Annotated in this window: 25 protein-coding genes and 1 pseudogene; 20 read left to right on the plus strand and 6 right to left on the minus strand. The window is 44.4% G+C overall.

Annotated elements, in window-relative coordinates; translation table 11 throughout:
* Window positions 1–96 precede the first annotated feature (96 nt).
* The 3 genes from PGU50_RS02580 to PGU50_RS02590 are packed head-to-tail and all read right to left on the minus strand — an operon-like array spanning window position 97 to window position 3,920.
* Window positions 97–1,605 carry an ATP-binding protein gene (locus tag PGU50_RS02580; RefSeq protein WP_117556331.1) on the minus strand — a complete coding sequence of 503 codons (1,509 nt, stop codon included), beginning with the start codon at window positions 1,603–1,605 and terminating at the stop codon, window positions 97–99.
* The gene (locus PGU50_RS02585) at window positions 1,602–2,906 is read right to left on the minus strand and encodes a vWA domain-containing protein (RefSeq protein ID WP_270246087.1); all 1,305 of its coding nucleotides are present in this window, start codon (window positions 2,904–2,906) and stop codon (window positions 1,602–1,604) included. The genes PGU50_RS02580 and PGU50_RS02585 overlap by 4 nt, the downstream gene beginning before the upstream one ends.
* 24 nt (window positions 2,907–2,930) lie before the next feature.
* Window positions 2,931–3,920, minus strand: coding sequence for a leucine-rich repeat protein (locus tag PGU50_RS02590; RefSeq protein WP_117823971.1), 990 nt, complete (start codon window positions 3,918–3,920; stop codon window positions 2,931–2,933).
* A 203-nt stretch (window positions 3,921–4,123) separates the two neighbouring features.
* Here PGU50_RS02590 and PGU50_RS02595 point away from each other — a divergent pair, with 203 nt between their 5' ends.
* Window positions 4,124–4,459, plus strand: a complete 336-nt coding sequence (locus PGU50_RS02595; protein WP_117556335.1) for a sporulation initiation factor Spo0A C-terminal domain-containing protein — start codon at window positions 4,124–4,126, stop codon at window positions 4,457–4,459.
* 176 nt (window positions 4,460–4,635) lie between these two features.
* On the opposite strand, the pseudogene PGU50_RS18080 reads toward PGU50_RS02595, so the two are convergent.
* Window positions 4,636–4,860: pseudogene (locus tag PGU50_RS18080) on the minus strand (manganese catalase family protein); the annotation flags it as partial.
* A 228-nt stretch (window positions 4,861–5,088) separates the two neighbouring features.
* Between PGU50_RS18080 and PGU50_RS02605 the strand changes: the two are divergent.
* The 13 genes from PGU50_RS02605 (at window position 5,089) to PGU50_RS02665 (ending at window position 17,476) form a co-directional block, all read left to right on the plus strand.
* Window positions 5,089–5,403, plus strand: coding sequence for a YdcP family protein (locus PGU50_RS02605; RefSeq protein ID WP_117514221.1), 315 nt, complete (start codon window positions 5,089–5,091; stop codon window positions 5,401–5,403).
* Between the two features lie 21 nt (window positions 5,404–5,424).
* Entirely contained in the window at window positions 5,425–5,802 is a 378-nt protein-coding gene (locus PGU50_RS02610) for a YdcP family protein (RefSeq protein WP_103900070.1), read from the plus strand.
* A gap of 2 nt (window positions 5,803–5,804) precedes the next feature.
* Window positions 5,805–6,050 (plus strand): hypothetical protein, encoded by a 246-nt coding sequence (locus PGU50_RS02615; RefSeq protein WP_103900071.1) that lies wholly within the window; start codon window positions 5,805–5,807, stop codon window positions 6,048–6,050.
* Window positions 6,051–6,073: 23 nt separating this feature from the next.
* A complete protein-coding gene (locus PGU50_RS02620) occupies window positions 6,074–7,471 on the plus strand; it encodes an FtsK/SpoIIIE domain-containing protein (protein WP_103900072.1) in 1,398 nt (465 codons plus the stop codon).
* A gap of 151 nt (window positions 7,472–7,622) precedes the next feature.
* Window positions 7,623–8,846, plus strand: coding sequence for a MobT family relaxase (gene mobT, locus PGU50_RS02625; protein ID WP_118514885.1), 1,224 nt, complete (start codon window positions 7,623–7,625; stop codon window positions 8,844–8,846).
* A 51-nt stretch (window positions 8,847–8,897) separates the two neighbouring features.
* Window positions 8,898–9,119: a hypothetical protein gene (locus PGU50_RS02630; RefSeq protein WP_002570387.1), complete on the plus strand. Its 222-nt coding sequence runs from the start codon at window positions 8,898–8,900 to the stop codon at window positions 9,117–9,119.
* Window positions 9,120–9,248: 129 nt separating this feature from the next.
* Window positions 9,249–9,743 (plus strand): antirestriction protein ArdA, encoded by a 495-nt coding sequence (locus PGU50_RS02635; RefSeq protein ID WP_103900082.1) that lies wholly within the window; start codon window positions 9,249–9,251, stop codon window positions 9,741–9,743.
* 25 nt (window positions 9,744–9,768) lie between these two features.
* Window positions 9,769–10,257, plus strand: a complete 489-nt coding sequence (locus PGU50_RS02640; protein ID WP_390586778.1) for an antirestriction protein ArdA — start codon at window positions 9,769–9,771, stop codon at window positions 10,255–10,257.
* Between the two features lie 91 nt (window positions 10,258–10,348).
* A complete protein-coding gene (locus tag PGU50_RS02645) occupies window positions 10,349–10,741 on the plus strand; it encodes a conjugal transfer protein (protein ID WP_005427021.1) in 393 nt (130 codons plus the stop codon).
* The gene (locus PGU50_RS02650) at window positions 10,725–13,175 is read left to right on the plus strand and encodes an ATP-binding protein (RefSeq protein ID WP_103900076.1); all 2,451 of its coding nucleotides are present in this window, start codon (window positions 10,725–10,727) and stop codon (window positions 13,173–13,175) included. The genes PGU50_RS02645 and PGU50_RS02650 overlap by 17 nt, the downstream gene beginning before the upstream one ends.
* Window positions 13,175–15,550 carry a CD3337/EF1877 family mobilome membrane protein gene (locus PGU50_RS18085; protein ID WP_106999710.1) on the plus strand — a complete coding sequence of 792 codons (2,376 nt, stop codon included), beginning with the start codon at window positions 13,175–13,177 and terminating at the stop codon, window positions 15,548–15,550. Before PGU50_RS02650 ends, PGU50_RS18085 begins: the two co-directional genes overlap by 1 nt.
* On the plus strand, window positions 15,547–16,551 hold the full coding sequence (locus PGU50_RS02660) for a bifunctional lytic transglycosylase/C40 family peptidase (protein WP_011861916.1): 1,005 nt from the start codon (window positions 15,547–15,549) through the stop codon (window positions 16,549–16,551). The genes PGU50_RS18085 and PGU50_RS02660 overlap by 4 nt, the downstream gene beginning before the upstream one ends.
* Window positions 16,552–16,567: 16 nt before the next feature.
* Window positions 16,568–17,476: a conjugal transfer protein gene (locus tag PGU50_RS02665; RefSeq protein ID WP_103900078.1), complete on the plus strand. Its 909-nt coding sequence runs from the start codon at window positions 16,568–16,570 to the stop codon at window positions 17,474–17,476.
* Between the two features lie 74 nt (window positions 17,477–17,550).
* Here PGU50_RS02665 and PGU50_RS02670 read toward each other — a convergent pair whose 3' ends face one another.
* A complete protein-coding gene (locus PGU50_RS02670) occupies window positions 17,551–18,111 on the minus strand; it encodes a TetR/AcrR family transcriptional regulator (protein ID WP_103900079.1) in 561 nt (186 codons plus the stop codon).
* 179 nt (window positions 18,112–18,290) lie between these two features.
* Here PGU50_RS02670 and PGU50_RS02675 point away from each other — a divergent pair, with 179 nt between their 5' ends.
* From PGU50_RS02675 to PGU50_RS02690, 4 genes are all read left to right on the plus strand, one after another.
* Window positions 18,291–18,986, plus strand: coding sequence for a hypothetical protein (locus tag PGU50_RS02675; protein ID WP_055058894.1), 696 nt, complete (start codon window positions 18,291–18,293; stop codon window positions 18,984–18,986).
* A 285-nt stretch (window positions 18,987–19,271) separates the two neighbouring features.
* Entirely contained in the window at window positions 19,272–20,183 is a 912-nt protein-coding gene (locus tag PGU50_RS02680) for a DUF2268 domain-containing protein (RefSeq protein WP_074133956.1), read from the plus strand.
* Entirely contained in the window at window positions 20,176–20,943 is a 768-nt protein-coding gene (locus PGU50_RS02685) for a MerR family transcriptional regulator (protein WP_055058896.1), read from the plus strand. Before PGU50_RS02680 ends, PGU50_RS02685 begins: the two co-directional genes overlap by 8 nt.
* A 5-nt stretch (window positions 20,944–20,948) precedes the next feature.
* Entirely contained in the window at window positions 20,949–21,113 is a 165-nt protein-coding gene (locus PGU50_RS02690) for a cysteine-rich KTR domain-containing protein (RefSeq protein WP_308464100.1), read from the plus strand.
* An 86-nt stretch (window positions 21,114–21,199) separates the two neighbouring features.
* On the opposite strand, the gene PGU50_RS02695 is transcribed toward PGU50_RS02690, so the two are convergent.
* Window positions 21,200–21,556: a helix-turn-helix domain-containing protein gene (locus PGU50_RS02695; RefSeq protein WP_103900081.1), complete on the minus strand. Its 357-nt coding sequence runs from the start codon at window positions 21,554–21,556 to the stop codon at window positions 21,200–21,202.
* 593 nt (window positions 21,557–22,149) lie between these two features.
* Here PGU50_RS02695 and PGU50_RS02700 point away from each other — a divergent pair.
* Together PGU50_RS02700 and PGU50_RS02705 are read left to right on the plus strand one after the other, a co-directional pair.
* Window positions 22,150–22,572, plus strand: a complete 423-nt coding sequence (locus PGU50_RS02700; RefSeq protein WP_022615780.1) for an RNA polymerase sigma factor — start codon at window positions 22,150–22,152, stop codon at window positions 22,570–22,572.
* Window positions 22,569–22,808: a helix-turn-helix domain-containing protein gene (locus PGU50_RS02705; RefSeq protein ID WP_009255079.1), complete on the plus strand. Its 240-nt coding sequence runs from the start codon at window positions 22,569–22,571 to the stop codon at window positions 22,806–22,808. The genes PGU50_RS02700 and PGU50_RS02705 overlap by 4 nt, the downstream gene beginning before the upstream one ends.
* Window positions 22,809–23,186: the final 378 nt, after the last annotated feature.

Below are 23,186 nucleotides of genomic sequence, written 5' to 3' on the forward strand. Positions count from 1 at the left end.
GCAGATCTGGCATGAATTTCATTCCCATTTCTTCTGCTTTCTATCATTATATGATACCACAGGCACAGTCGTTCTTATTCTGTCAATTCTTGCTCTTTAATCTTCAACCAGTCCTCTTTCCACTACATTTTCCACGGCATCCATCTGTTCCAGGATTTCTTCACGGCGTTCATCCAAAAGTAAACCTTTGTTGTATTTGTAATACATCGCACAGTCATTTTCCCGCAGGAACGCAATGCTGTACACATTACTGTTGAGTTCCGTGACAAATACTGCCATTTCCTGGCTCTCGCCGAAAGCAGATTCCAGGAATTCAAAGCAGTGATTCAGCGTTTCCAGTGTCTTATCTGCCATTTGCTCTCTCTGCTCTTCTTCGCTGTCAAATGTGGCCTTTACAGACTCAAATTCCGGAGCTTTCTGGTATTCTTCCAATTTGCATAAAATACGCTCCATACGGTGCATTTCCGCCTTTGTAAGCTGTCCGGCGGCCTTCTTCTGTTCAACTTCCCGCCTAAGAGACTGAATTTTCGCAGCAAGGACTTCTCCCGGAACTGCACCTTCCTTTTGCAATTCCTCTTTATAAGCACACAGCTGAGCAAACAGTCCCTCCACAAATTTTTCCATCTCATATTCTTCTTTAAAAAGTTCTGCCATCTTTCCGACCAGAAGATTTACCACACTCAGTCGCTCATCAAACGACGCAAATTTCAAACGTTCTAAGGTATCTTTTTCATAATATCCTGCAAGGATCCGCTCCAGTCCATACTCCTTCTGATACTTTCGGTAAAGCTCCAGATAATTTGCAAAATCCTTCGCTGTCTTCCAGTGCTGGAGGTACTGATGCACAACCTCACGATCCACCTCTTTACCAAGCTTTTCATAAACCTGGATCAATCTTGACAGGTCTTCCCATCCTCTGGCTGTGACAAACATTTTTCCATCTACTGTATTTTCCATACGATAGAAATTCTCTTTTCGAAGTTCCAGATAAGAAAGCACTGCAGGATGGATTCCAACCTGATACGCATATTCCTTCCAGACATCAAAATCAGCTTCCACATCGATCCGCTTGATCCGGTCCAGTGTCACCACATCAAATTCCCGCACCGACTTATTATATTCCGGCGGATTTCCTGCCGCCACAATGATCCATCCCTCCGGCACACTCTGATTACCAAACATCTTGCACTGTAAAAACTGCAGCATAGTCGGCGCCAACGTCTCTGAAACACAGTTGATCTCATCGATAAACAGGATTCCCTCTTTCATGCCGCTCTGCTCTATCTTTTCATATACAGCAGCAATGATCTCACTCATCGTATACTCGGTTACCGAATACTCTTTTCCACCGTAGATCTTTTTCTGAATAAATGGAAGCCCGATCGCACTCTGTCTGGTATGGTGCGTGATCGTATACGCAACCAGTCCGATCTCACATTCCCTTGAAATCTGCTCCATGATCTGTGTTTTTCCAATTCCCGGAGGTCCCATCAGAAGGATCGGTCTCTGATGGATTGCCGGAATCTGATATTCTCCATATTCATCCTTCATCAGGTATGCCTGCACCGCATCCTTGATTTCCTGTTTTGCACGTTTAATATTCATCTATTTCTCACTCCTCTCAAATCTTCTTCATCCAGAACCAGTTTCATCGCCCACGGCGGAACTTCCTGTTCTTCTGCCCCGTCGTCCATAAATACAAACGCGGTTTGGTACAAAGGCATTTTCTGCGGATAAATCCCCTGTCCATCGGTAAAATAGATCACACCCTTCAGTTCAGTGAACCGGTGCGTCGCGATCAGCTCATCAATATAGGCAAACGCCGGTCTGAAATCCGTTCCACCTTCCCCGACAAGATCCAACTTTTCCATATATTCCTGTAATTCTTCTTTACAGGTAATCTTCCGGTCCGACTGCACCTGGTCATCACATTGTATAATGTGGATATTGACTCTCTGAAAAAAGCTCCCTGCTTCACTTAAAATGCCATAGGTCTCCTCCAGAAATTTTTTTACCAGATCTCCTGAACAGGACATGGAAGTATCGATCACGATTGCAAAATCCTCCACTTTTTTCACTTCTTTCCACTCCTGCGGCTCGATCAGAGGCATATTTCCATAAAGGCGCAATCCATAACTGTAAAATACATAATCAAAGCTGTCATCATCCACGGTAACCTCTTCCTTCAGCACAGCAAATTTGCGCAGAAAGCTGCGGTAGTCATATCGCTGTCGGTTCTCAACCCGGACCTGATCCAGAAAATGCCCGGTATTTGATGCTGCTTCTTTCGAAAAAGTTTCCATATCGGTCTGCATTTTCTCGCTGATATCCTGCCACCTCTGGTTCATCTCACTTTTCCGGTCATCATCCTCATCTTTTGCCCAGTACTTGTGATCATCCACGGTAAATTCCCGAACCATGCGCTCCATTTCCCGGTTCGAAAGCTTCCATCTTACCAGTACTCCATAAATTTTTTCCGCTGTAAATACCTTGATTTCTTCTTTCAGATCCCGGTAAGTTCTCTGTCTGATCCAGGACTGGCTTTTTCGTATATTCTGGAGGTTCCAGTCGTCAATCACAGATTCTACCGCAATATCCGCCGCCAGATTCCACATAAGCTCTTCCCGTCCATTTCTGCGAAATACATGTCGGAAAATGCAGTGCAGAACCAGATGTAGATAGGCGCGATTTACCCCGATCCGGTTTTGCCTGTACTCACCTCCCAGCATCTGCCCGTTAAAATACATTGTCTCTCCGTCTGTAGCAAGAAGGTCTACCGAAAAATCCTGTACATAATAAAACGCCGAAAGCGCCACATCCATAAATCTCATCTTCATATACAGTTCGTTCCTCGTCAGAACCAGTATTTTATGTCCGATTTCTTCCAGACCCTGTTCTAATGACATTTCTTCCAATCTTTCCACCTTCTTTTACAATACAAACTTTTTCTTCTTTTTTGGAAAACTACGGTAACGCTCGTCCATCAAAATAGCTGAAATCTCGGTCTGTCCTGCATCTGCCGCATAAGTAATCGTTTTTCCCAACGCTTGTTCATCAAAATAATGCTCTCTGCAGCAAAAAAGCAGAACCTCCTGCGGATCTCCGGCGGCGATTTCGCGTCTTTCTTTCACCGCATGGATACAGCTTTCTCCAATTTCTTCCATATGCGCCTTTACATAATTTTCATAGCGCAGCTTCGCCGCATCTTCCAGCTTCCACGGATATCGCAGACGCGTCAGAGCCACACTGAAAATTGCCTCTTCCGAATCTCTTGCTTCAGAAAGTGCAAACAGCCGGTCGTATTTTCCATAATCCAGTTCCCGCCGGTAAAAGCACTCCCTGTACTCTCCACCGGAACCATAATAATGCGTCTCCACGATCCGCGCCGGCGTATTTTCCACCGCATCTGCGTAATATTCCGGAAACAGGATCTTCGTCTCCGTTCCCTGATAACGCAGTGTTGCAATGATCTGATACCGGATCTCCGTCAGAATTTCCTTAAGACAGGACTTATTTCCATCCATAAAATCAATCTCCACCTTCTCCAGACGGCATCCGGTAAATACCCCGCTACCCATCCGCACGATTGCATCTGTCCCATGGAAAAGTTTCAGATTCATACATCCATAAAACGCATAATTTCCAATTGACTGTACGGTAGACGGAAGATGGATCTCCCTTACTATTCCACCACAGCAGAGTTCTTCCGGCTGCGCAAAACGATCATCTTCTTCATCTGTCTCTGTCTGATAAACAGATGCATTTTTCTCTTCTTCATCTTTATGCAGTGAAAATGTATATGGAGCAATGCGGATGACAGGAATTCCCTCTATCTGCTCCGGTACTTTTATGATTCCTGAATCCTGCCAGATCCTGAGAATTTCAAGTCCGTTTTCTATTTTCTGATATTGTATCTTCATAAATTTCACTCCTGAAATTGATTCTGTCTGTTCTATCCAATTAAGGATTATAGCAAAAAAAAGCAGATTTTTCCATTATCCACTTCACACAATATATCGAAATTTCACGAAATGTATCGTTATGAACAAAATTATTTACATATCTATAGAATTCCTTTATTCTATAGTTAGATAGTCGGTATGAATATTTGAAGGAGGTACTTATGTATGACGTCAGGCATGTATTAAGAAAAGCCGGTCTCCGTTCCACCTACTCTGGTTATAACTATCTTGCTTCAGCAGTCGCTCTCGTTCTCAAAGATCAGGAATTTTATATGAAGAACGTAACCTCTAATCTCTACCGTGTTGTCGGCGAGCAGTATGGCGTTTCCAACATGTGCGTTGAAGCCGCCATCCGCACAATGATCAACAGTTATTGGAATCAGAATTCTAATAAAATTTTAAGCCCGCTGCTTGGTTATCCTGTATTTGACAAACCGACCGCATCCGAATTTATTTCGATGCTGGCGGATTATATCCAGGATCATTCCCCTCGTTAATTATAAGATACTGCGTAGAATTTATGCATTATCGCATATCAGCATGGTATATACAGAATAACATTAGTAGGCCGGCATTAAACAAGGTGCAGCCTATGAGGTTGCACCTTGTTTATCGAACCGGATTTTTATAACATATTTTTTATAATTGGGGACGTTTTTCCATACTCGCTGTTTTAGTTGCCACAGCTACAATTTGAATCCTTATCAAACTCCGGATTGATTGCATAAAAGTTCTTACTGTTCAGATTATCCTGAACGATTCTTAAACTTTCTCCAAATCTTTGGTAATGTACAATTTCCCGCTTTCTCAAAAAACGAATCGGATCACATACTTCCGGGTCTTTTACAAGCCTTAAAATGTTGTCATACGTCGTCCTGGCTTTCTGTTCTGGGGCGACCTTGTAAGTACAACATATACAAAAATATAGAGGGTAAAGCAGATATTCCGCCTTTCCAGTGTATCAATTCAGACGTTCAGAAATGAGCGTCTATTTTTTTACCCTAAAGCCAGAAAGGATGTGATACCACGAAGAAATCACCACCGCCGGAGCGTTCCCCTCCGCTTCCAGACCGTAACCCGAAACCAACCATCAAACACAACATTCAGAAAGGACAGGTACATCTATATGGAATTAAAATTCGTTATCCCCAACATGGAAAAGACATTCGGCAACTTGGAGTTTGCCGGAGAAGACAAAACAGAACAGAGAAGAATCAACGGACGCATGGCGGTACTTTCTCGCAGCTTCAATCTTTATTCAGACATACAGAGGGCAGATGATATTGTGGTTATTCTCCCTGCCGAAGCCGGAGAGAAGCATTTTGACTTTGAGGAACGTGTGAAGCTCGTCAATCCCCGTATTATCGCAGAGGGCTATAAAATTGGCACAAGGGGCTTTACTAACTACATTTTACACGCTGACGATATGGTAAAAGCGTAAGGAAAAGGAGGACATCAGACTATGAGATTAGCAAACGGAATTGTGATTGACAAGGAAGCAACATTCGGGGCATTGAAATTTTCTGCCCTCCGCCGTGAGGTTCACCTCCAGAATGAAGACGGCTCGGTATCAGAAGAAATCAAGGAGCGTACCTATGACTTAAAATCCAGAGGACAGGGGCGTATGATTCAGGTTTCTATCCCTGCCAGCGTGCCATTAAAGGAGTTCGATTACAACGCAGAGGTGGAAATTATCCATCCTGTGGCAGATACCGTGGCAACGGCTACCTTTCAGGGAGCAGAGGTGGACTGGTACATCAAGGCTGATGATATTGTTCTGAAAAAAGGTGCTGCCATGAATCCGCAATCACCAAAGAAAGAACCGCCAACAGAAAAATAAGTATGGACGCAATTACTGGATATGAAGAATACGAACAGGACTTCCGGCTGGTTTCTCTGCCGGAATACTGCTGGATGGCAGGTCAGCTTCTTATCGAAGCCCTAGAAGATTATCAGCCGCCGGAAAATCTGGCAGTTTATATGCCGGAATGTCTGTGCAGGGAGTTGTCCGGCTATACTTTTTTATTTCAAGCCCATATGGAAGACAACAAGAAAGGATATTCGCTGCTTTATATGGGCTATTTTTAATCACGGAAAGGAGGATTGTTCCCATGAAACAGCTTTTCCCCCGTGGAAAACGTATCCGCCCCACGGATAAAGACCTTGTGTTCCATACTGCCCTTGCCGCCCTGTTCCCTGTCTTCCTGCTGGTTGTCCTGCTGTTTCATATCCGGCAGATTGCCGGAACCAACTGGCAGGAAGTGTCCCTTTCCCAGATAGCACAGGACATAAATATCCCTTACCTGTTATTCAGCATGGGCGTGGCAGGGCTGGTGTGTCTTACAGCAGTTCTTCTGTTCTGGCGATACCGCAGGGACGAAGTAAAGCAGCTCATCCACCGCCAAAAGCTGGCAAGGATGGTGTTGGAAAACAAGTGGTATGAATCGGAGCAGAGAAAGGAAGACGCTTTTTTCAAGGACTTGTCTTCCAGCCGTTCCAAAGAAACCATCACTTATTTTCCCAAAATCTACTACCGGATGAAACAGGGCTTGCTCCATATCCGTGTGGAAATCACCTTGGGGAAATATCAGGAGCAGCTCTTACACTTGGAGAAAAAGCTGGAAAGCGGCTTGTACTGTGAGCTGACGGATAAGGAATTAAAGGATTCCTATGTGGAGTACACCCTGCTTTATGATACCATTGCCAACCGTATTTCCATTGAGGATGTACAGGCAAAGGACGGCAGGCTCCGGCTTATGGAAAATGTCTGGTGGGAGTATGACAAGCTCCCCCATATGCTCATTGCCGGAGGAACCGGCGGCGGAAAGACCTACTTTATCCTGACCCTCATTGAAGCCCTGCTCCGCACCAACGCCGTCCTGTTCGTATTAGACCCGAAGAACGCCGACCTTGCAGATTTACAGGCGGTTATGCCGGATGTGTACTACAAAAAGGAAGATATGCTCGCCTGCATTGACCGTTTCTATGAAGAAATGATGAAACGCAGCGAAGACATGAAGCTCATGGAGAATTACCGGACAGGGGAAAACTACGCTTACTTGGGGCTTCCGGCAAATTTCCTTATCTTTGATGAATATGTGGCATTTATGGAAATGCTCGGCACAAAAGAAAATGCCGCTGTCCTCAACAAATTAAAACAAATCGTTATGCTTGGGCGGCAGGCTGGCTTCTTCCTGATTCTCGCCTGCCAGCGTCCGGACGCAAAGTATCTGGGGGACGGAATCCGTGACCAGTTCAATTTCCGTGTGGCTCTGGGGCGGATGTCGGAAATGGGCTATGGAATGATGTTCGGGGAAACCACAAAGGATTTCTTCCTAAAGCAGATAAAAGGGCGTGGCTATGTGGATGTGGGAACCAGTGTTATCTCAGAGTTTTACACGCCCCTTGTGCCAAAAGGACACGATTTCCTCAAAGAAATAAAAAAGCTCATAGACAGCAGGCAGGGAGTGCAGGCGGCGTGCGAAGCGAAAGCCGCAGAAACGGACTGACCTGCTGTGGCTGGTGTGCCGCAAGGCACGCCAGCATGAACCCCTCGTATCTAACAGAGGGGTACAAATCGACAGGCAATAACCAAACAACAGGGCAGAATCCCACGGTACACAAGGGATTTTCCCATATCCGGCGTATGTCAACAAGGCTCTGAAAGTTGACATACGCTTTTTTAGACAGGAGGGATTTTCACTGAATGAAGAAACATGGGTACGGAACATCAAAGAGAAACGGGAAAGTTACGGTATCTCACAACAGAAACTTGCCCTAGCTGCCGGAATCACCCGTCCGTACCTGAGCGATATTGAAACGGGCAAGGCTCACCCATCCGAAGCATTACAGGAAACCATCACGGAAGCTCTGGAACGCTTTAACCCAGACGCTCCCCTTGAAATGCTCTTTGACTATGTGCGGATTCGCTTTCCCACTACAGATGTGAAGCATATCGTGGAAGACGTGCTGCGGCTAAAGCTGCCTTACTTTATCCATGAAGACTACGGCTTCTACTCTTACACGGAGCATTACTATCTTGGGGATATTTTCGTTTTGGTATCGCCGGAACTGGAAAAAGGGGTGCTGCTGGAACTGAAAGGGCGTGGCTGCCGCCAGTTTGAAAGCTATCTGCTGGCACAGGAACGGAGCTGGTATGAATTTTTCATGGACGTTCTCATGGAGGACGGCGTGATGAAGCGGCTTGACCTCGCTATCAATGACAAAACGGGAATCCTGAACATTCCCCATCTGACAGAGAAGTGCCGGAATGAGGAATGTATCTCGGTCTTCCGCAGCTTCAAAAGCTACCGCAGCGGCGAACTGGTACGGCGTGAGGAAAAAGAATGTATGGGGAACACCCTGTATATCGGTTCCCTCCAAAGTGAGGTGTACTTCTGCATTTACGAAAAGGACTATGAGCAGTACAAAAAGCATGATATTCCCATTGCGGACGCAGAGGTAAAGAACCGCTTTGAAATCCGGCTGAAAAATGAGCGTGCCTTTTACGCCATCCGTGACCTGTTAGAACATGACAATCCAGAACGGACAGCTTTTCAAATCATCAACCGCTATATCCGGTTCGTGGACAGGGACGATACGAAGCCCCGTTCTGACTGGCGTATCAATGAGGAATGGGCGTGGTTTATGGGGGAACACAGGGGAAGTCTGAAACTGACAACGAAACCGGAACCCTATTCCTTTGAACGCACCCTGCACTGGCTCTCCCATCAGGTAGCCCCCACGTTAAAGCTGGCTCTCCGTCTGGATAAGATGAACCACACCCAGATTGTCCATGACATCATCACCCATGCAAAGCTGACGGAGAAGCACGAAAAAATCCTGAAGCAGCAAGCCGCCGCTGCAAAGGAGGTGGTACTTTAACGGTGGCAATTTTGGAACCTAAGAACTCTTACAGGAAAGAAAGGAGCTTTTATGAATTTCGGACAGAATCTTTACAACTGGTTTTTATCCAACGCCCAGTCCCTTGTGCTGCTGGCAATCGTGGTGATTGGACTGTACCTCGGATTTAAGAGGGAATTTTCCAAACTTATCGGCTTTTTAGTAGTGTCCCTTGTAGCGGTTGGTCTGGTCTTCAATGCGGACGGTGTAAAGGACATCTTACTGGAACTGTTTAATAAGATTATCGGTGCATAGGAAAAAACATATTACACTTCCGTTATGGAGCAAGCTCTGATTGCTTCATGGCGGAAGTCCACTAGGGGCTTGGGGAGCGTAACTCCCCAAACAACCTGACAGAGAAAGGACGTGATACTGATTGAGGAAATGAAAATCTACATCCTGAACACCACAAGGTTTTACCATGAGGATTTTGAGGAATATCCGGGGGCATGGTTTTCCTGCCCCGTGGATTTTGAAGAAATCAGGGAACGTCTTGGGGTTCAGAGTGAGGAAGAAATCGAAATTGAAGACTATGAGCTGCCGTTTCCATTGGAGGGCAACACAAGGCTCTGGGAAATCAACGCCCTTTGCCGGATGGTACAGGAAATGCAGGGAACGCCTCTCTATTATGAAATGGATGTGGTACAAAAGCGGTGGTTTTCCAGCTTTACGGAATTTATCGACCACAAAGACCAGATACGCTGCTATCCGGTGCAGGACGGAGAATCCCTCGCCCATTATCTGGTGCAGGAGATTCAGGTATTCGGAGAAATACACCCAGACTTAATGAACCATATCGACTACGCTGCCATTGGTCGGGAGCTGGAAACCAGCGAAAACTACCTGTTTACGGACAATGGTATCTTTTATTACCGCTAAAAGGAGGTGAAGGAACTTGGAAGAAATGCGGATTTACATTGCCAACTTAGGAAAATACAATGAGGGCGAACTGGTAGGGGCATGGTTCACGCCGCCTGTGGATTTTGAGGAAGTCACGGAACGTATCGGCTTGAATGATGAATATGAGGAATACGCCATCCATGATTATGAGCTGCCCTTTGCGATTGACGAATATACCCCCATTGAGGAAGTCAACCGCCTGTGTGAAATGGTGGAGGACTTACCGGAATATATTCAGGAGGAACTATCAGAGCTGCAATCCTACTTTGGCAGTATCGAAGAACTCTGTGAGCATGAAGACGATATTATCTGCCATTCCGGCTGTGACGATATGGCGGATGTGGCTCGCTACTATCTGGAAGAAACCGGACAGCTTGGGGAACTTCCGGCACACTTACAAAACTATATCGACTATGCCGCCTATGGGCGTGACATGGAATTGGAGGGAACCTTTGTTGTCACGAACCACGGCGTATATGAAATCATACGGTAGACCCGTCTGTATCTCTTTCAGGAAATGCAGGCGGATTTTTTGATTCAGGGGCGGCTTTTGCTGCCCCCATCTTTTAGAAAGGACGGACAACATGAAGAAAATACGAAGCTATACCAGTATCTGGTCGGTGGAAAAGGTACTCTATTCCATCAATGATTTTAAGCTGCCATTCCCCATCACGTTCACACAGATGGCGTGGTTCGTGGTGTCGGTGTTTGCGGTTATGCTCTTGGGGAACCTCCCTCCCCTTTCGTTCATTGACGGGGCATTTTTGAAATATTTCGGCGTACCCTTTGCCCTCACTTGGTTCATGTGCCAGAAGACCTTTGACGGGAAGAAGCCTTACGGCTTCCTGAAATCCGTACTGGCATATCTGGTACGCCCGAAACTGACCTATGCAGGAAAGCCCGTGAAGCTGGAAAAGGAATATCCGGCACAGCCCATCACGGCAGTTAGGAGTGATATTTATGGCATATCCGATTAAGTATATCGAAAATAACCTTGTGTTCAACCATGACGGGGAGTGCTTCGCTTACTATGAGCTGCTTCCCTACAACTATTCTTTTTTAAGCCCTGAACAGAAATATCAGGTACACGATTCGTTCCGGCAGCTTATCGCCCAGAACAGGGACGGGAAGATTCACGCCCTGCAAATCAGCACCGAATCCAGCATACGGGCGGCACAGGAACGCTCCAAACAGGAAGTAACAGGCAAGCTAAAGGACGTTGCCTGTGCAAAGATTGACGCACAGACCGAAGCCCTCATTTCCATGATAGGGGAAAATCAGGTAGACTACCGCTTTTTTATCGGCCTTAAGCTGCTTGTCAATGAGCAGGAAGTCACCATGAAGCAGTTTCGCAGGGAAGCAAAGACCGCTGTTTCCGACTTCCTCCATGAAGTCAACCACAAGCTCATGGGGGATTTTGTTTCCATGAGCAATGAGGAAATCTGGCGGTTTCAGAAGATGGAAAAACTGTTGGAGAGTAAAATCTCACGCCGCTTCAAAGTCCGGCGGCTTAACAAGGACGATTTTGGCTATCTGATTGAGCATTTATACGGGCAGACCGGAACCGCCTACGAAGATTATGAGTATTATCTTCCGAAGAAACGGTTTCAGGAGGAAACGCTGGTGAAATACTATGACCTCATCAAACCTACCCGTTGTCTGATAGAGGAAAACCAGCGGTATCTGAAAATCGAACAGGAAGACGGGACAGTTTATGCCGCCTACTTTACCATCAACAGCATTGTAGGGGAACTGGACTTCCCATCCTCGGAAATCTTTTACTATCAGCAGCAGCAATTCACTTTTCCCATTGATACCTCTATGAATGTGGAGATTGTGACAAACCGGAAAGCCCTCTCCACGGTGCGGAACAAGAAAAAAGAGCTGAAAGATTTGGACAACCACGCATGGCAGAATGACAGTGAAACCAGTACAAACGTGGTGGACGCTTTAGACAGCGTAAATGAGCTGGAATCCACCTTAGACCAGAGCAAGGAATCTATGTATAAGCTGTCCTATGTGGTGCGTGTGACGGCTCCCGACTTGGAAGAACTGAAACGCCGCTGCAATGAGGTGAAAGATTTTTATGACGATTTGAACGTGAAGCTGGTTCGCCCCTTTGGGGATATGCTGGGGCTGCATGGGGAATTTCTCCCTGCCAGCAAACGGTATCTGAACGATTATATCCAGTATGTCACCAGTGACTTCCTTGCTGGTCTTGGCTTCGGGGCAACCCAGATGTTAGGGGAACCGGAGGGCATTTATATCGGGTACAGCCTTGATACAGGAAGAAACGTGTACTTAAAGCCTGCCCTTGCCAGTCAAGGGGTAAAAGGCTCCGTCACCAACGCCCTTGCTGCCGCTTTTGTCGGCTCCCTCGGCGGTGGAAAATCATTCAGCAACAATATGATTGTCTACTACTGTGTATTATTTGGGGCACAGGCACTCATTGTTGACCCGAAAGCGGAACGGGGACGCTGGAAAGAAACCCTGCCGGAAATCGCCCATGAAATCAATATCGTAAACCTGACTTCGGAGGAACAGAACAGGGGCTTACTCGACCCGTATGTGATTATGGAGAACCCAAAGGATTCTGAATCACTGGCAATCGACATCCTGACCTTTTTAACAGGCATTTCCAGCCGTGACGGGGAGAAATTCCCGGTTCTTCGGAAAGCCATCCGTGCGGTGACAAACAGTGAGGAACGAGGGCTTTTCAAAGTGATTGAGGAACTACGGGCAGAGGGAACCACCATCAGCACCAGCATAGCCGACCATATCGAATCCTTTACGGACTATGACTTTGCACACCTGCTCTTTTCGGATGGGGATGTCACACAGTCCATCAGCCTTGAAAAGCAGCTCAACATCATTCAGGTGGCGGATTTGGTGCTGCCGGATAAGGAAACCTCGTTTGAAGAATACACCACAATGGAGCTGCTTTCCGTGGCAATGCTCATTGTAATCAGCACCTTTGCCCTCGACTTCATCCATACTGACCGCAGCGTGTTTAAGATTGTGGATTTGGATGAAGCATGGAGCTTCTTACAGGTGGCACAGGGCAAGACCCTCTCTATGAAGCTGGTTCGTGCCGGACGTGCCATGAACGCAGGCGTTTACTTTGTCACCCAGAACACGGACGATTTGCTGGATGAAAAGCTGAAAAACAATCTGGGCTTGAAATTTGCGTTCCGTTCTACGGACATCAACGAAATCAGGAAGACCCTCGCCTTTTTCGGGGTGGATTCCGAAGATGAAAACAACCAGAAACGGCTCCGTGACTTGGAAAACGGACAGTGCCTTATCAGTGATTTGTACGGGCGTGTGGGAGTGATACAGTTCCATCCTATCTTTGAAGACCTGTTCCATGCCTTTGATACCAGACCGCCCGTGAGAAAAGAGGTGGAATGATGGTGATACATAGAACTTCCAACGGGCAGCAGCTCCCTGTTCCCTATTCAGCAAAAAAGGGCTTGTCTTGGAAAATAGCAGGAAAAGTGATTGGCAGGGTGCTTCTGGCACTCCTGCTCATCCTCCTGCTGCTTGCAGTCTTCGGAACAGCCGCCCACGCTGCCGGACTGGTGGATGATACGGTGGACGCTGCCAACGAATACAGCAAATATCCTCTGGACAACTACCAGCTTGATTTTTATGTGGACAGCGGATGGGACTGGCTCCCGTGGAACTGGCTGGACGGTATCGGAAAACAGGTGATGTACGGGCTGTATGCCATCACAAATTTTATCTGGACAATCAGCCTGTACCTTTCCAACGCTACGGGGTATCTGATTCAGGAAGCCTACTCGCTGGACTTCATTTCCTCTACAGCGGATTCCATTGGGAAAAATATGCAGACCCTTGCAGGCGTTACCACAGGCGGCTTGTCCTCGGAGGGATTTTATATCGGGTTCCTGCTGATTCTCATTCTGGTGGTGGGGCTTTACGTTGCCTACACAGGGCTTATCAAACGGGAAACCACAAAAGCCATCCATGCCGTTGTCAATTTTGTGGTGGTGTTCGTGCTGTCCGCTGCCTTTATCGCCTATGCCCCTGATTATATCGGGAAAATCAATGAATTTTCCGCAGACATCAGCAATGCCAGCCTGACCCTTGGTACAAAGATTGTGCTGCCGAACTCGGAAAGTCAAGGAAAAGACAGCGTGGATTTGATACGGGACAGCCTGTTTTCCATTCAGGTCAAGCAGCCGTGGCTCCTGCTGCAATACGGCAACTCGGATGTGGAAAGCATTGGGGCTGACCGTGTGGAAAGTCTGCTCTCAACCAGTCCAAACGAAAACAACGGGCAGGACAGGGAAGAAATCGTGGTGGAGGAAATCGAAGACAGGGAAAATACCAACCTTACCATCACAAAGACCATCAACCGCTTGGGAACCGTCTTCTTCCTGTTCATGTTCAACATGGGTATCTCCATTTTTGTATTCCTGCTCACAGGGATAATGATTTTCTCACAGGTGCTTTTTATCATCTACGCCATGTTCCTGCCTGTGAGCTTTCTCCTTAGCATGGTTCCCTCTTTTGAGGGGATGTCAAAACGTGCCATTACAAAACTGTTCAACACCATCCTTACCAGAGCCGGAATCACCCTGATTATCACGGTAGCGTTCAGTATTTCCACCATGCTCTACAACCTGTCTGGGGAATATCCGTTCTTCCTGACGGCGTTCTTACAGATAGTGACCTTTGCCGGAATTTATTTCAAGCTGGGGGATTTGATGGGGATGTTCTCCTTACAGAGTGGGGATTCCCAAAGCATGGGGAACCGTATCATGCGAAGACCCCGTATGCTCATGCACGCCCATATGCACCGTTTACAGCATAAGTTGGGACGTTCTGTGGCAGCTCTTGGGGCTGGAACGGCTGCCTACCATGCAGGAAAACAGGCTGGCTCAGACCAGAGAACTACTTCAACATCTGGTTCTTCCAAACGGACGCAGGCAGACCACAGCAGACCAGATGGACAGGCAGCACCGGAAAAGGAATCCGCATGGAAACAGGCTGGTTCTGCGGTGGGTACGGTGGCAGATACCAAAGATAAGATAGTTGATACTGCCGGACAGCTTCGGGAGCAGGCAAAGGATTTGCCTGTCAATGCAAAGTACGCCCTTTATCACGGGAAAACACAGGTATCAGAGGGAGTACGGGATTTTACTTCCAGCGTGACCCAGACCCGAACTGCCAGAGCCGAACAGCGGAACGCACAGGCAGAAAGCCGCAGACAGACCATTGCAGAACGCAGGGCGGAACTGGAACAGGAAAAACAGCCGCAAAAGACAGCTTCCGAAGCCCCCAAAGGGGCGGCTCCCGTCCATGAACGCCCTGTTACTGCAAAGCAGCCGGAAGATTTCCGAAACCATGCAGATACCATTCATGCAGGAAAACCAGCCATGCAGCCTGTTTCCCCATCCATCAGGGAACGGGGACAGGTTCCTTATGGGGGAACTGTGGCAGAACGGGCTTCGGTTCCGGTGGTAAAAGCGGCTTCCATCCACCATGAACAGACACCGCCTGTAAGGACAGAACGCCAGATAGCCCCTCCGGCTCCCCCAGACAAACCAGAGGAAAGACAAAAGACAACTACTACACCTGCTGCTCCCCGTCCGGCAAGACCTGTCCAGAATGATACGGCTCCTGTGATACCGGAAAGAAAACGGGCTGCCCCTGTGGTAAAAGAATCGAACTTTACCATCCGGCGTACCACCGCCAGAAAGGAGTGGACAAAAACGGAAAAAACGGCTTCCAAACAGAAGAAAGGGGAGAAACCATGAAGTTAAGACACCTTTTCTTCGCCTGTTCCGGCGTGTTCGTGATGATGTTCTCCCTACTCCTTTTGGTGGTGATTGTCTTCTCGGATGAGGAAGACGGAGGAAGCGGCGGAAACCTTATCTATGGGGGCGTGAGCGTATCACAGGAAGTCCTCGCCCATAAACCTATGCTGGAAAAGTATGCAAGGGAATATGGCATAGAGGAATACTTAAATGTGCTGCTCGCCATCATTCAGGTGGAATCCGGCGGCACACTGGAAGACGTTATGCAGTCCTCGGAATCTCTGGGGCTTCCCCCGAACTCCCTTAGTACAGAGGAATCCATCAAACAGGGCTGCAAGTATTTCTCGGAACTGCTCGCAGCGGCAGAAACAAAGGGCTGTGACTTAAACAGCGTGATTCAATCCTATAATTACGGCGGCGGTTTCCTAGACTATGTGGCAGGACACGGAAAAAAATACACCTTTGAACTGGCAGAGAGCTTCGCAAGGGACAAATCCGGCGGAAAGAAAGTCACCTACACCAACCCTGTTGCGGTAGAGAAAAATGGGGGCTGGCGGTATTCCTACGGAAATATGTTCTATGTCCTCTTGGTATCGCAATACCTGACCGTGGCACAGTTTGATGATGAAACGGTACAGGCTATCATGGAGGAAGCCTTAAAGTATGAGGGATGGACATATGTGTATGGGGGCGATTCCCCCTCCACTTCCTTTGACTGTTCGGGACTGGTGCAGTGGTGCTATGGCAAGGCAGGAATCGCCCTGCCACGGACAGCACAGGAACAGTACAATGTGACGCAGCACATCCCCCTGTCCGAAGCAAAAGCAGGGGATTTGGTCTTTTTCCACTCCACCTACAACGCCGGAACCTACATCACCCATGTGGGGCTGTATGTGGGAAATAACCGGATGTACCATGCCGGAAATCCCATTGGTTACGCAGACCTGACAGGCTCCTACTGGCAACAGCACCTTGCCGGAGCCGGACGAATCAAACAATAAGAAAGGATGAACCGATATGATTCAGATTAGAAAAGAGGATAACCAGAAAAAGCAGAAAGAAAAGAAACTGAAAGTTTACAAAGTCAATACCCACAAAAAAACCGTGATTGCCCTGTGGGTGCTGCTGGCAATGAGCTTCCTGTTTGCCGTCTATAAGAATTTCACGGCGATAGACATTCATACTGTCCATGAAACCAAAGTGATTGAGGAAACCATCCTCGACACTCACAAGATAGAAAACTTTGTGGAGAATTTCGCAGAAGTCTACTATTCATGGGAACAGTCTGCCGCTTCCATTGATAACCGGACAAACGCTTTAAAAGGGTATCTCACCGGAGAACTGCAAGCCGTGAATGTAGATACTGTCCGAAAGGACATCCCCGTATCGTCTGCCCTCACCGACTTCCAGATATGGGAAATCACAGAAGAAAAGGAGCAGCATTATCAAGTAACCTATACGGTGGAACAGCGTATCACAGAGGGAGAATCCAGTAAAACCGTCCGTTCCGCCTATCAGGTGACCGTCTATGTGGACAGTTCTGGGAACCTGACGATTATCCAGAACCCAACCATTACCAGCGTTCCCGTAAAATCCGGCTACACTCCAAAAGCGGTACAAAGTGACGGTACGGTGGATTCCATCACCACGGAGGAAATCAACGAATTTCTCACTACCTTTTTCAAGCTGTACCCTACGGCAACCGCAAAGGAGCTGACCTATTATGTGAATGAGGGCGTGCTGAACCCTGTGGGGAAAGAATATATCTTCTCGGAACTGGTAAATCCTGTCTACAACCGAAACGGAAATCAGGTGACAGCTTCCCTTGCAGTAAAATATCTGGATAACCAGACCATGACAACACAGGTATCGCAGTTTTACCTTGTGCTGGAAAAGAACGGGGAAAACTGGAAAATTGTGAAATAGTTATAGAGAAACGTGCATTTCTCATTTGGAGATTTGCACGTTTCTCTTACAAAGTATTTAAAAGAAATTTTCGTTTAATCTTTATATTTTTGATTAGCTCCCAGCAGTAGTGTATCAATTGCTTCGGATAATTCTTTTCTTACTTTATCAGGATTTGAAAAGGCATATCTTAATTGTAATGTTGTATAACCATGAAGCATACCTGTTACCATGCTCAAAATTTCAGTGGTCTTATCTGGATTAAAGCCACATGAGCAAATAAGTGTTTTAAGTAAAGATAGATAATCATTAAAAATGATTGCTGTTTCCTCTGTTCCATTCCAACTAGCCCATTGAATTATTTCATACACACCGGGATGTTCAATCATATAATTAAGATATTCAACTGCCACTAATTTTAACGCTGAATCCCCTGTCTTACCGATTGCTGCACGAATCATTTTTTCATTCATAGTACGCATACCACTATGTGCTATCTCCCTAAGAAGTTCATCCAAACTTCCTATATGATTATATAAGGAGGGGGTACGAATCCCTAAATTTTCAGCAATAGCTTTCAAAGAAACATTATGAAGTCCATTTCTATCAGCCATATCAGACGCTGTTTTTATAACTTCGGCTCTTGTAACTCGCATATTCATTTTCCTCTTTCTTCACATCATTTACCTCATTTTAAGTAATTAAATTAGCGAAGTCAATAATTAGGTTAGAAAAAAAGAACTTTTATATTGACAAATTGTCTTATAATATTTAATATTACTAATATAATTAGTTTTAATACTACTATAATTAGTTTATGAAAGGAACTACAAATATGTGTACAAGATTTGTGTATAATGGGAAAGAAACCATTGTTGGGTTCAATTTTGATATTGACCTTTCTGAATGGGAACATACCGTAATTGCTGAAAAAGACCGTTTTTTTATAGGGATAAAAATGTCCGATAATAAGTATCACTCTTTTCACGGAATCAATAGAAATGGGAATGTTGGCACATTGTTGTATGTACATGGAAATGACAATGCACAATTTTGCGGTAATGAATCATGCTATACAATAGCTGATTTGACAGAAAATTTTATAAAAGGCAACCTCTCTTTTGATGATTCATTGGAAATAGTGAAAAAAAAGAAAATTACTTATGCTCCTGACACTACTATGCAGGCTATGTTTTCAGATAGAACTGGGCGTGTTCTCATTATTGAACCGGGGATTGGGTATCGTTTGGAAAAAGAAAAATATTCCTTAATAACAAATTACTCCATTTTAAAACCAGAATTGACTAATCCATATGTTTTATCTGGGGATAACAGATATGAAAAGGCAAAGGATTTACTGCAAGGATATGGAGAAAACTTCTCTATTTCCAACGCCTTTGATGTACTTAGGTCAGTACGTCAGGAAGGACTTTGGGCAACCAGAGTTTCTTTTGTATATTCCGTTACTAAAAATAAGGTATATTATGTGTTGAACAATGATTTCAAAAATATTGCAGAGTATCAATTCTAATATCACTGCAATTATAAGCAAAAGTGGAGGATTTACATTTCCCCCACTTCCTTAGATTTGACAATACCATCTGCCTATTGCAATTTTTATTTACTTTTCCATCAATATTTCAAACAACAATTTCTACTTCGACAATCAAGTTAATTTATGTTGTTTAACCTCTATTTCCTTTGTCTACTAAGACATTTAATTATTTACCATACATCTGTGATAATTTTTAATTTGCCTATTGACTTTAACGTTACGTCATAGTATATGATAAAACCAAAAGGAGGAACTAGAATTATGAAAATATCCGCTATCCGTTCTGACAAAGTTTATTCAAAAATTATGAATGCACCGTTAGACAAAAAAAATGACATTTATAGATATGAACTTATGAAGCCTTTTGAAAAAAAGTGGGCTTGTTATAGTGTTCCTATGAAAGCTCTAACGCCTAATGGATATGATGTAATTATGGCAAGCGAAATGCTTGGACATATCGCCCCAACCGCTGTTGACCAAAAGCAACAAAATAATATTAAGCTAATTTCTGATAATACACTCTGGGAAAAATGTGAGTTATCCATTCAGCAGTCGTTGAATTGCTTTGTTGAACACGGTGTTAATCTACCCATTAAAGAATATGCGTTTACAATTTTACTTGCAAATGCTAAAAATCCTTACATTATTTTAAATGATGGTTACTGTGGTGATGGTGGTATTCCAGGATATATTTTTTCTTGGTTACTACCTAATGAATACACTTTATCACATCTTCATGTAGCATTAGCACATGAAACTAATCACAACGTACGATTTCAATTTATTAAATGGAAGAATGACATCACTCTTGGTGAAATGATAGTCAATGAGGGATTGGCAGAAAACTTTGCAACATTTCTGTATGGTGAAGATAAAGCAGGTCCTTGGGTAACAAAAACTGATATAGAAACCTTAAATGAATATATTAAGCCTATTATTCGGGACGGTTTAAATGTTCAAGGATTAGAAAATCTGAATGCATACCTTTATGGTGATGAAATGGCAGCATTACAAAACTATCCTCAGGTCGGATTACCCTATTGTTCCGGATATGCGTGTGGCTATCACTTGATTAAACACTACTTGCAAAAGACTGGAAAAAACATTGTCGAAGCAACTCTATTACCTGCAAAAGAAATTTTAAATGCTACGGAGGATTTTTGGAATGAATGAAAAAGCTAAAACAGTCCATGAAGTTGCTAAATTAACAGGTATTACTGCTCGAACACTACATTATTATGATGAAATTGGTTTATTAAAACCATCTATTATAACCGAAGCAAAATACCGTCAGTATACAGACGACGATTTAACTAGGCTTCAGGAAATTTTGTTTTTTAGAGAAGTTGGATTCGCCCTAAAAGAAATTAAGGAACTGCTGGATTCACCTCATTATGTTCGTTCAGAAGCATTAGAGCGTCATGTACTGATTTTGGAAGCTCAGAAAGAACGAATAGAAGCTTTGATTTCACTTGTAAAAGACACAATCAACGGAAATAAAGAAATTAAATTTTCTGCATTTTCAAATGCAAAAATACTTGAGTTACAATCGCAATTTCAAGAAGAAGTATTAGAACAATGGGGAAATACTGAAAGTTTCAGAGAATACAAGACTATGTTTTCTTCCCATTCAAAGCAAATACAAGAGAAAGAAATAGAATCTTTTTATTCAATGGCTCGCAATATTTTTGAAAAACTAGCTATGTATGAAAATAGTCCTGCGGAAAGTTCAGAAGTACAAGCAATAGTACATGAATGGCAACAATATATTTCTGAACACTTTTATGAATGTAATAAACAAATTTTATCTAATTTGGGAGTTCTCTATATTACAGATGAAAGATTTACCACTTTTATAAATAGATTTAGTAGTGGAAATCTTGCAGCTTTTTTTAATGAAGCAATACAAATTTTTTGCAGAGGTTCAGAATGAATATGATGGAGTGGGTTATTTGTCCTATATGCAACAATAAAACAAGGATTAAAATACGAAAAGATACACAGCTAAAAAACTTTCCGTTGTATTGTCCAAAATGTAAAAAAGAAAGTTTGATATGCGTAAATAACTTCAAAATAGAAATTATCAAAGAGCCAGACGCCTAGACGCAGAGCCGATAATTTATAAGCTATATAGCTTATAGACTATCGGCTCATTTTAATTTCAATCTTATTCTTGCAGGCAATAGAAGTTATTTATCTTCCATTTCCTTGTATTTGACAATACCATCTGCAACGCTTTCCATGATAACAAGGTCTGCGTCTGTAAAATTGTCAATTTTGCTTTCAAGCTGTCTTCGTCTGCTGCTTTTTGCCAGACTATCAGAGGATAAAAAGAACTCATCCACTGATACATTCAGCAGAGATACAAGGTCGTACAGCACCTGTAAACTTGGGTGCTGCCCTTTATTCTCAATATTGGTTAAATAGCGTGGGTCAATTTCAATCATTGCTCCCACCTGTTCACGGGTCAAACCCTGTTTTTTGCGGGCTTCTTTTATGGCAAGCCCAAACGCCCTGAAATCATATTTATCTTCTTTTTTACGCATAATACACCACCTCTGTACATTTTACTGTTCCTGTTGTAATAGCGACAGGTATAGAAAAACGTATTACATAGTTGTACAGTTCCTATTATGCGTATCAAAGATAAAACTATGCTGCCGAAACGGAAATAAAAAAAACCGTTATTTGGCAGCATACTTTCCCTGCGTCAAAATCACATCATCTTTTCCAGACGACGGTTTAACAAAAGCCGCCGTCTTTTTTTGCATGAAATATAGATGATTTTTAAAGTCTACTACTTTATACAGACAGCGGCTTACAGGAGGAAGCCGCTATGCAAAATATTTTCTTAAATATATCTACATTCGGTAAACCGTTAAAAAAAGCCATCCACCTACGCTAGAAAAGTCTGACCTGCAATATGGTTTTTTACAATACATAGTAAGAACTATCGAAGCACACAAGCAGAAATATCGTCTGTTTGCGTGCTTTTTTAGTTGGAAGAAAAAGTTTTTAAATTTTTCTTCTCAAAACGCAACTGCACCCCCTGTCCTGTCGGGACTAAGAGCGAAAAGGGGGAAAGAAGCAGAAATTCCTATCAACTCGCTCCCTTTCAAGGCTGGAAAGGGGGTGAGCAATGATGAAGCCATCTGAATTTCAGACAACCATAGAGAACCAGTTTGATTATATCTGTAAAGTCGCTATGGAGGATGAACGCAAAGACTATCTCAAAGCGTTGTCCAGACAGTGTAAACGGGAAACCCTGTTCTGTGATATGGACGATTACACCGTCAATCTGTTTTCTTCCGAAGACACCTATCCCTCCCATTTCCATACTTTTGAAATGGATGGATTTACTGTCCGCATTGAAAACAGCCTATTAGCAGAAGCATTAGAAAATCTGGATGGAAAGAAACGTGACGTTATCCTGAGATATTATTTCCTCGGATTTGACGATACGGAAATTTCAAAAATTCTGGAAGTCAACCGTTCTACCATCCAGAGAAGAAGACACGCCGGACTGGAATTTATCAAAAAATTTATGGAGGAAGAAGCATGACAGCAAAGCACCCTATGATTCCGTTTCCTGTGATTGTCAGGGCTGCGGACGGCGATATTGAAGCAGTCAACCAGATTGTACGCCATTACAGCGGTTTTATTGCCAGCCGTTCCATGCGTCCCATGAAAGACGAATATGGCAATACCCACATGGTTGTAGATGAAACCCTACGCCGCCGGATGGAAACACGTCTGATTGCAAAGATTTTATCTTTTGAAATCAGGGAACCAAAGTAAAAATAACGCTCTCCTGTGGAAGCATGGACAAGCCCATGCTTCCCAGACAGAGCTTGCCAGTCTATTAAAGTGCATTATCACCAGTGCATTTTAACAGGCTGACAAAGCCAGATTGTTCCTTGAAAAAGAAAGCGTCTAATCAACGCAGCATAAAGCAGCCGAATACGTTTCGATAGAAAGAGAGCCGTTGGGCTGGCACGCCGTAACCCACCAAAGGAGGGATGAAACCGGATAGCGATTCCTGCCAGCGTTCCATAAGCAGCTTACCGCAATAGCTGCCGCCATGACCTTTCTATCGTGATAATGATACTTCCGTACAGCCTTAGTCCGTGTGATGATGTAGCACCGCTGGCAAAGGGTACGGCTGGATGAGAACCA

This window comes from Coprococcus sp. AM11-30B (assembly GCF_027674365.1).
In the GTDB taxonomy this organism is placed as follows: Bacteria; Bacillota; Clostridia; order Lachnospirales; family Lachnospiraceae; genus Allocoprococcus; species Allocoprococcus comes.

Excerpts from the sequence above, each read along its gene's own strand:
- PGU50_RS02615 (WP_103900071.1), top strand. The coding sequence starts at position 5,805 with ATGGACGCAATTACTGGATATGAAGAATACGAACAGGACTTCCGGCTG.
- PGU50_RS02595 (WP_117556335.1), top strand. The coding sequence starts at position 4,124 with ATGTATGACGTCAGGCATGTATTAAGAAAAGCCGGTCTCCGTTCCACC.
- PGU50_RS02685 (WP_055058896.1), top strand. The coding sequence starts at position 20,176 with ATGAATGAAAAAGCTAAAACAGTCCATGAAGTTGCTAAATTAACAGGT.
- PGU50_RS02680 (WP_074133956.1), top strand. The coding sequence starts at position 19,272 with ATGAAAATATCCGCTATCCGTTCTGACAAAGTTTATTCAAAAATTATG.
- PGU50_RS02590 (WP_117823971.1), bottom strand. The coding sequence starts at position 3,920 with ATGAAGATACAATATCAGAAAATAGAAAACGGACTTGAAATTCTCAGG.
- PGU50_RS02635 (WP_103900082.1), top strand. The coding sequence starts at position 9,249 with ATGAAAATCTACATCCTGAACACCACAAGGTTTTACCATGAGGATTTT.
- PGU50_RS02670 (WP_103900079.1), bottom strand. The coding sequence starts at position 18,111 with ATGCGAGTTACAAGAGCCGAAGTTATAAAAACAGCGTCTGATATGGCT.
- PGU50_RS02705 (WP_009255079.1), top strand. The coding sequence starts at position 22,569 with ATGACAGCAAAGCACCCTATGATTCCGTTTCCTGTGATTGTCAGGGCT.
- PGU50_RS02650 (WP_103900076.1), top strand. The coding sequence starts at position 10,725 with ATGGCATATCCGATTAAGTATATCGAAAATAACCTTGTGTTCAACCAT.
- PGU50_RS02640 (WP_390586778.1), top strand. The coding sequence starts at position 9,769 with ATGCGGATTTACATTGCCAACTTAGGAAAATACAATGAGGGCGAACTG.
- PGU50_RS02690 (WP_308464100.1), top strand. The coding sequence starts at position 20,949 with ATGGAGTGGGTTATTTGTCCTATATGCAACAATAAAACAAGGATTAAA.
- PGU50_RS02660 (WP_011861916.1), top strand. The coding sequence starts at position 15,547 with ATGAAGTTAAGACACCTTTTCTTCGCCTGTTCCGGCGTGTTCGTGATG.
- PGU50_RS02665 (WP_103900078.1), top strand. The coding sequence starts at position 16,568 with ATGATTCAGATTAGAAAAGAGGATAACCAGAAAAAGCAGAAAGAAAAG.
- PGU50_RS02610 (WP_103900070.1), top strand. The coding sequence starts at position 5,425 with ATGAGATTAGCAAACGGAATTGTGATTGACAAGGAAGCAACATTCGGG.
- PGU50_RS02620 (WP_103900072.1), top strand. The coding sequence starts at position 6,074 with ATGAAACAGCTTTTCCCCCGTGGAAAACGTATCCGCCCCACGGATAAA.
- PGU50_RS02605 (WP_117514221.1), top strand. The coding sequence starts at position 5,089 with ATGGAATTAAAATTCGTTATCCCCAACATGGAAAAGACATTCGGCAAC.
- PGU50_RS02585 (WP_270246087.1), bottom strand. The coding sequence starts at position 2,906 with ATGTCATTAGAACAGGGTCTGGAAGAAATCGGACATAAAATACTGGTT.
- PGU50_RS02645 (WP_005427021.1), top strand. The coding sequence starts at position 10,349 with ATGAAGAAAATACGAAGCTATACCAGTATCTGGTCGGTGGAAAAGGTA.
- PGU50_RS18085 (WP_106999710.1), top strand. The coding sequence starts at position 13,175 with ATGGTGATACATAGAACTTCCAACGGGCAGCAGCTCCCTGTTCCCTAT.
- PGU50_RS02580 (WP_117556331.1), bottom strand. The coding sequence starts at position 1,605 with ATGAATATTAAACGTGCAAAACAGGAAATCAAGGATGCGGTGCAGGCA.
- PGU50_RS02700 (WP_022615780.1), top strand. The coding sequence starts at position 22,150 with ATGATGAAGCCATCTGAATTTCAGACAACCATAGAGAACCAGTTTGAT.
- PGU50_RS02695 (WP_103900081.1), bottom strand. The coding sequence starts at position 21,556 with ATGCGTAAAAAAGAAGATAAATATGATTTCAGGGCGTTTGGGCTTGCC.
- PGU50_RS02675 (WP_055058894.1), top strand. The coding sequence starts at position 18,291 with ATGTGTACAAGATTTGTGTATAATGGGAAAGAAACCATTGTTGGGTTC.
- PGU50_RS02630 (WP_002570387.1), top strand. The coding sequence starts at position 8,898 with ATGAATTTCGGACAGAATCTTTACAACTGGTTTTTATCCAACGCCCAG.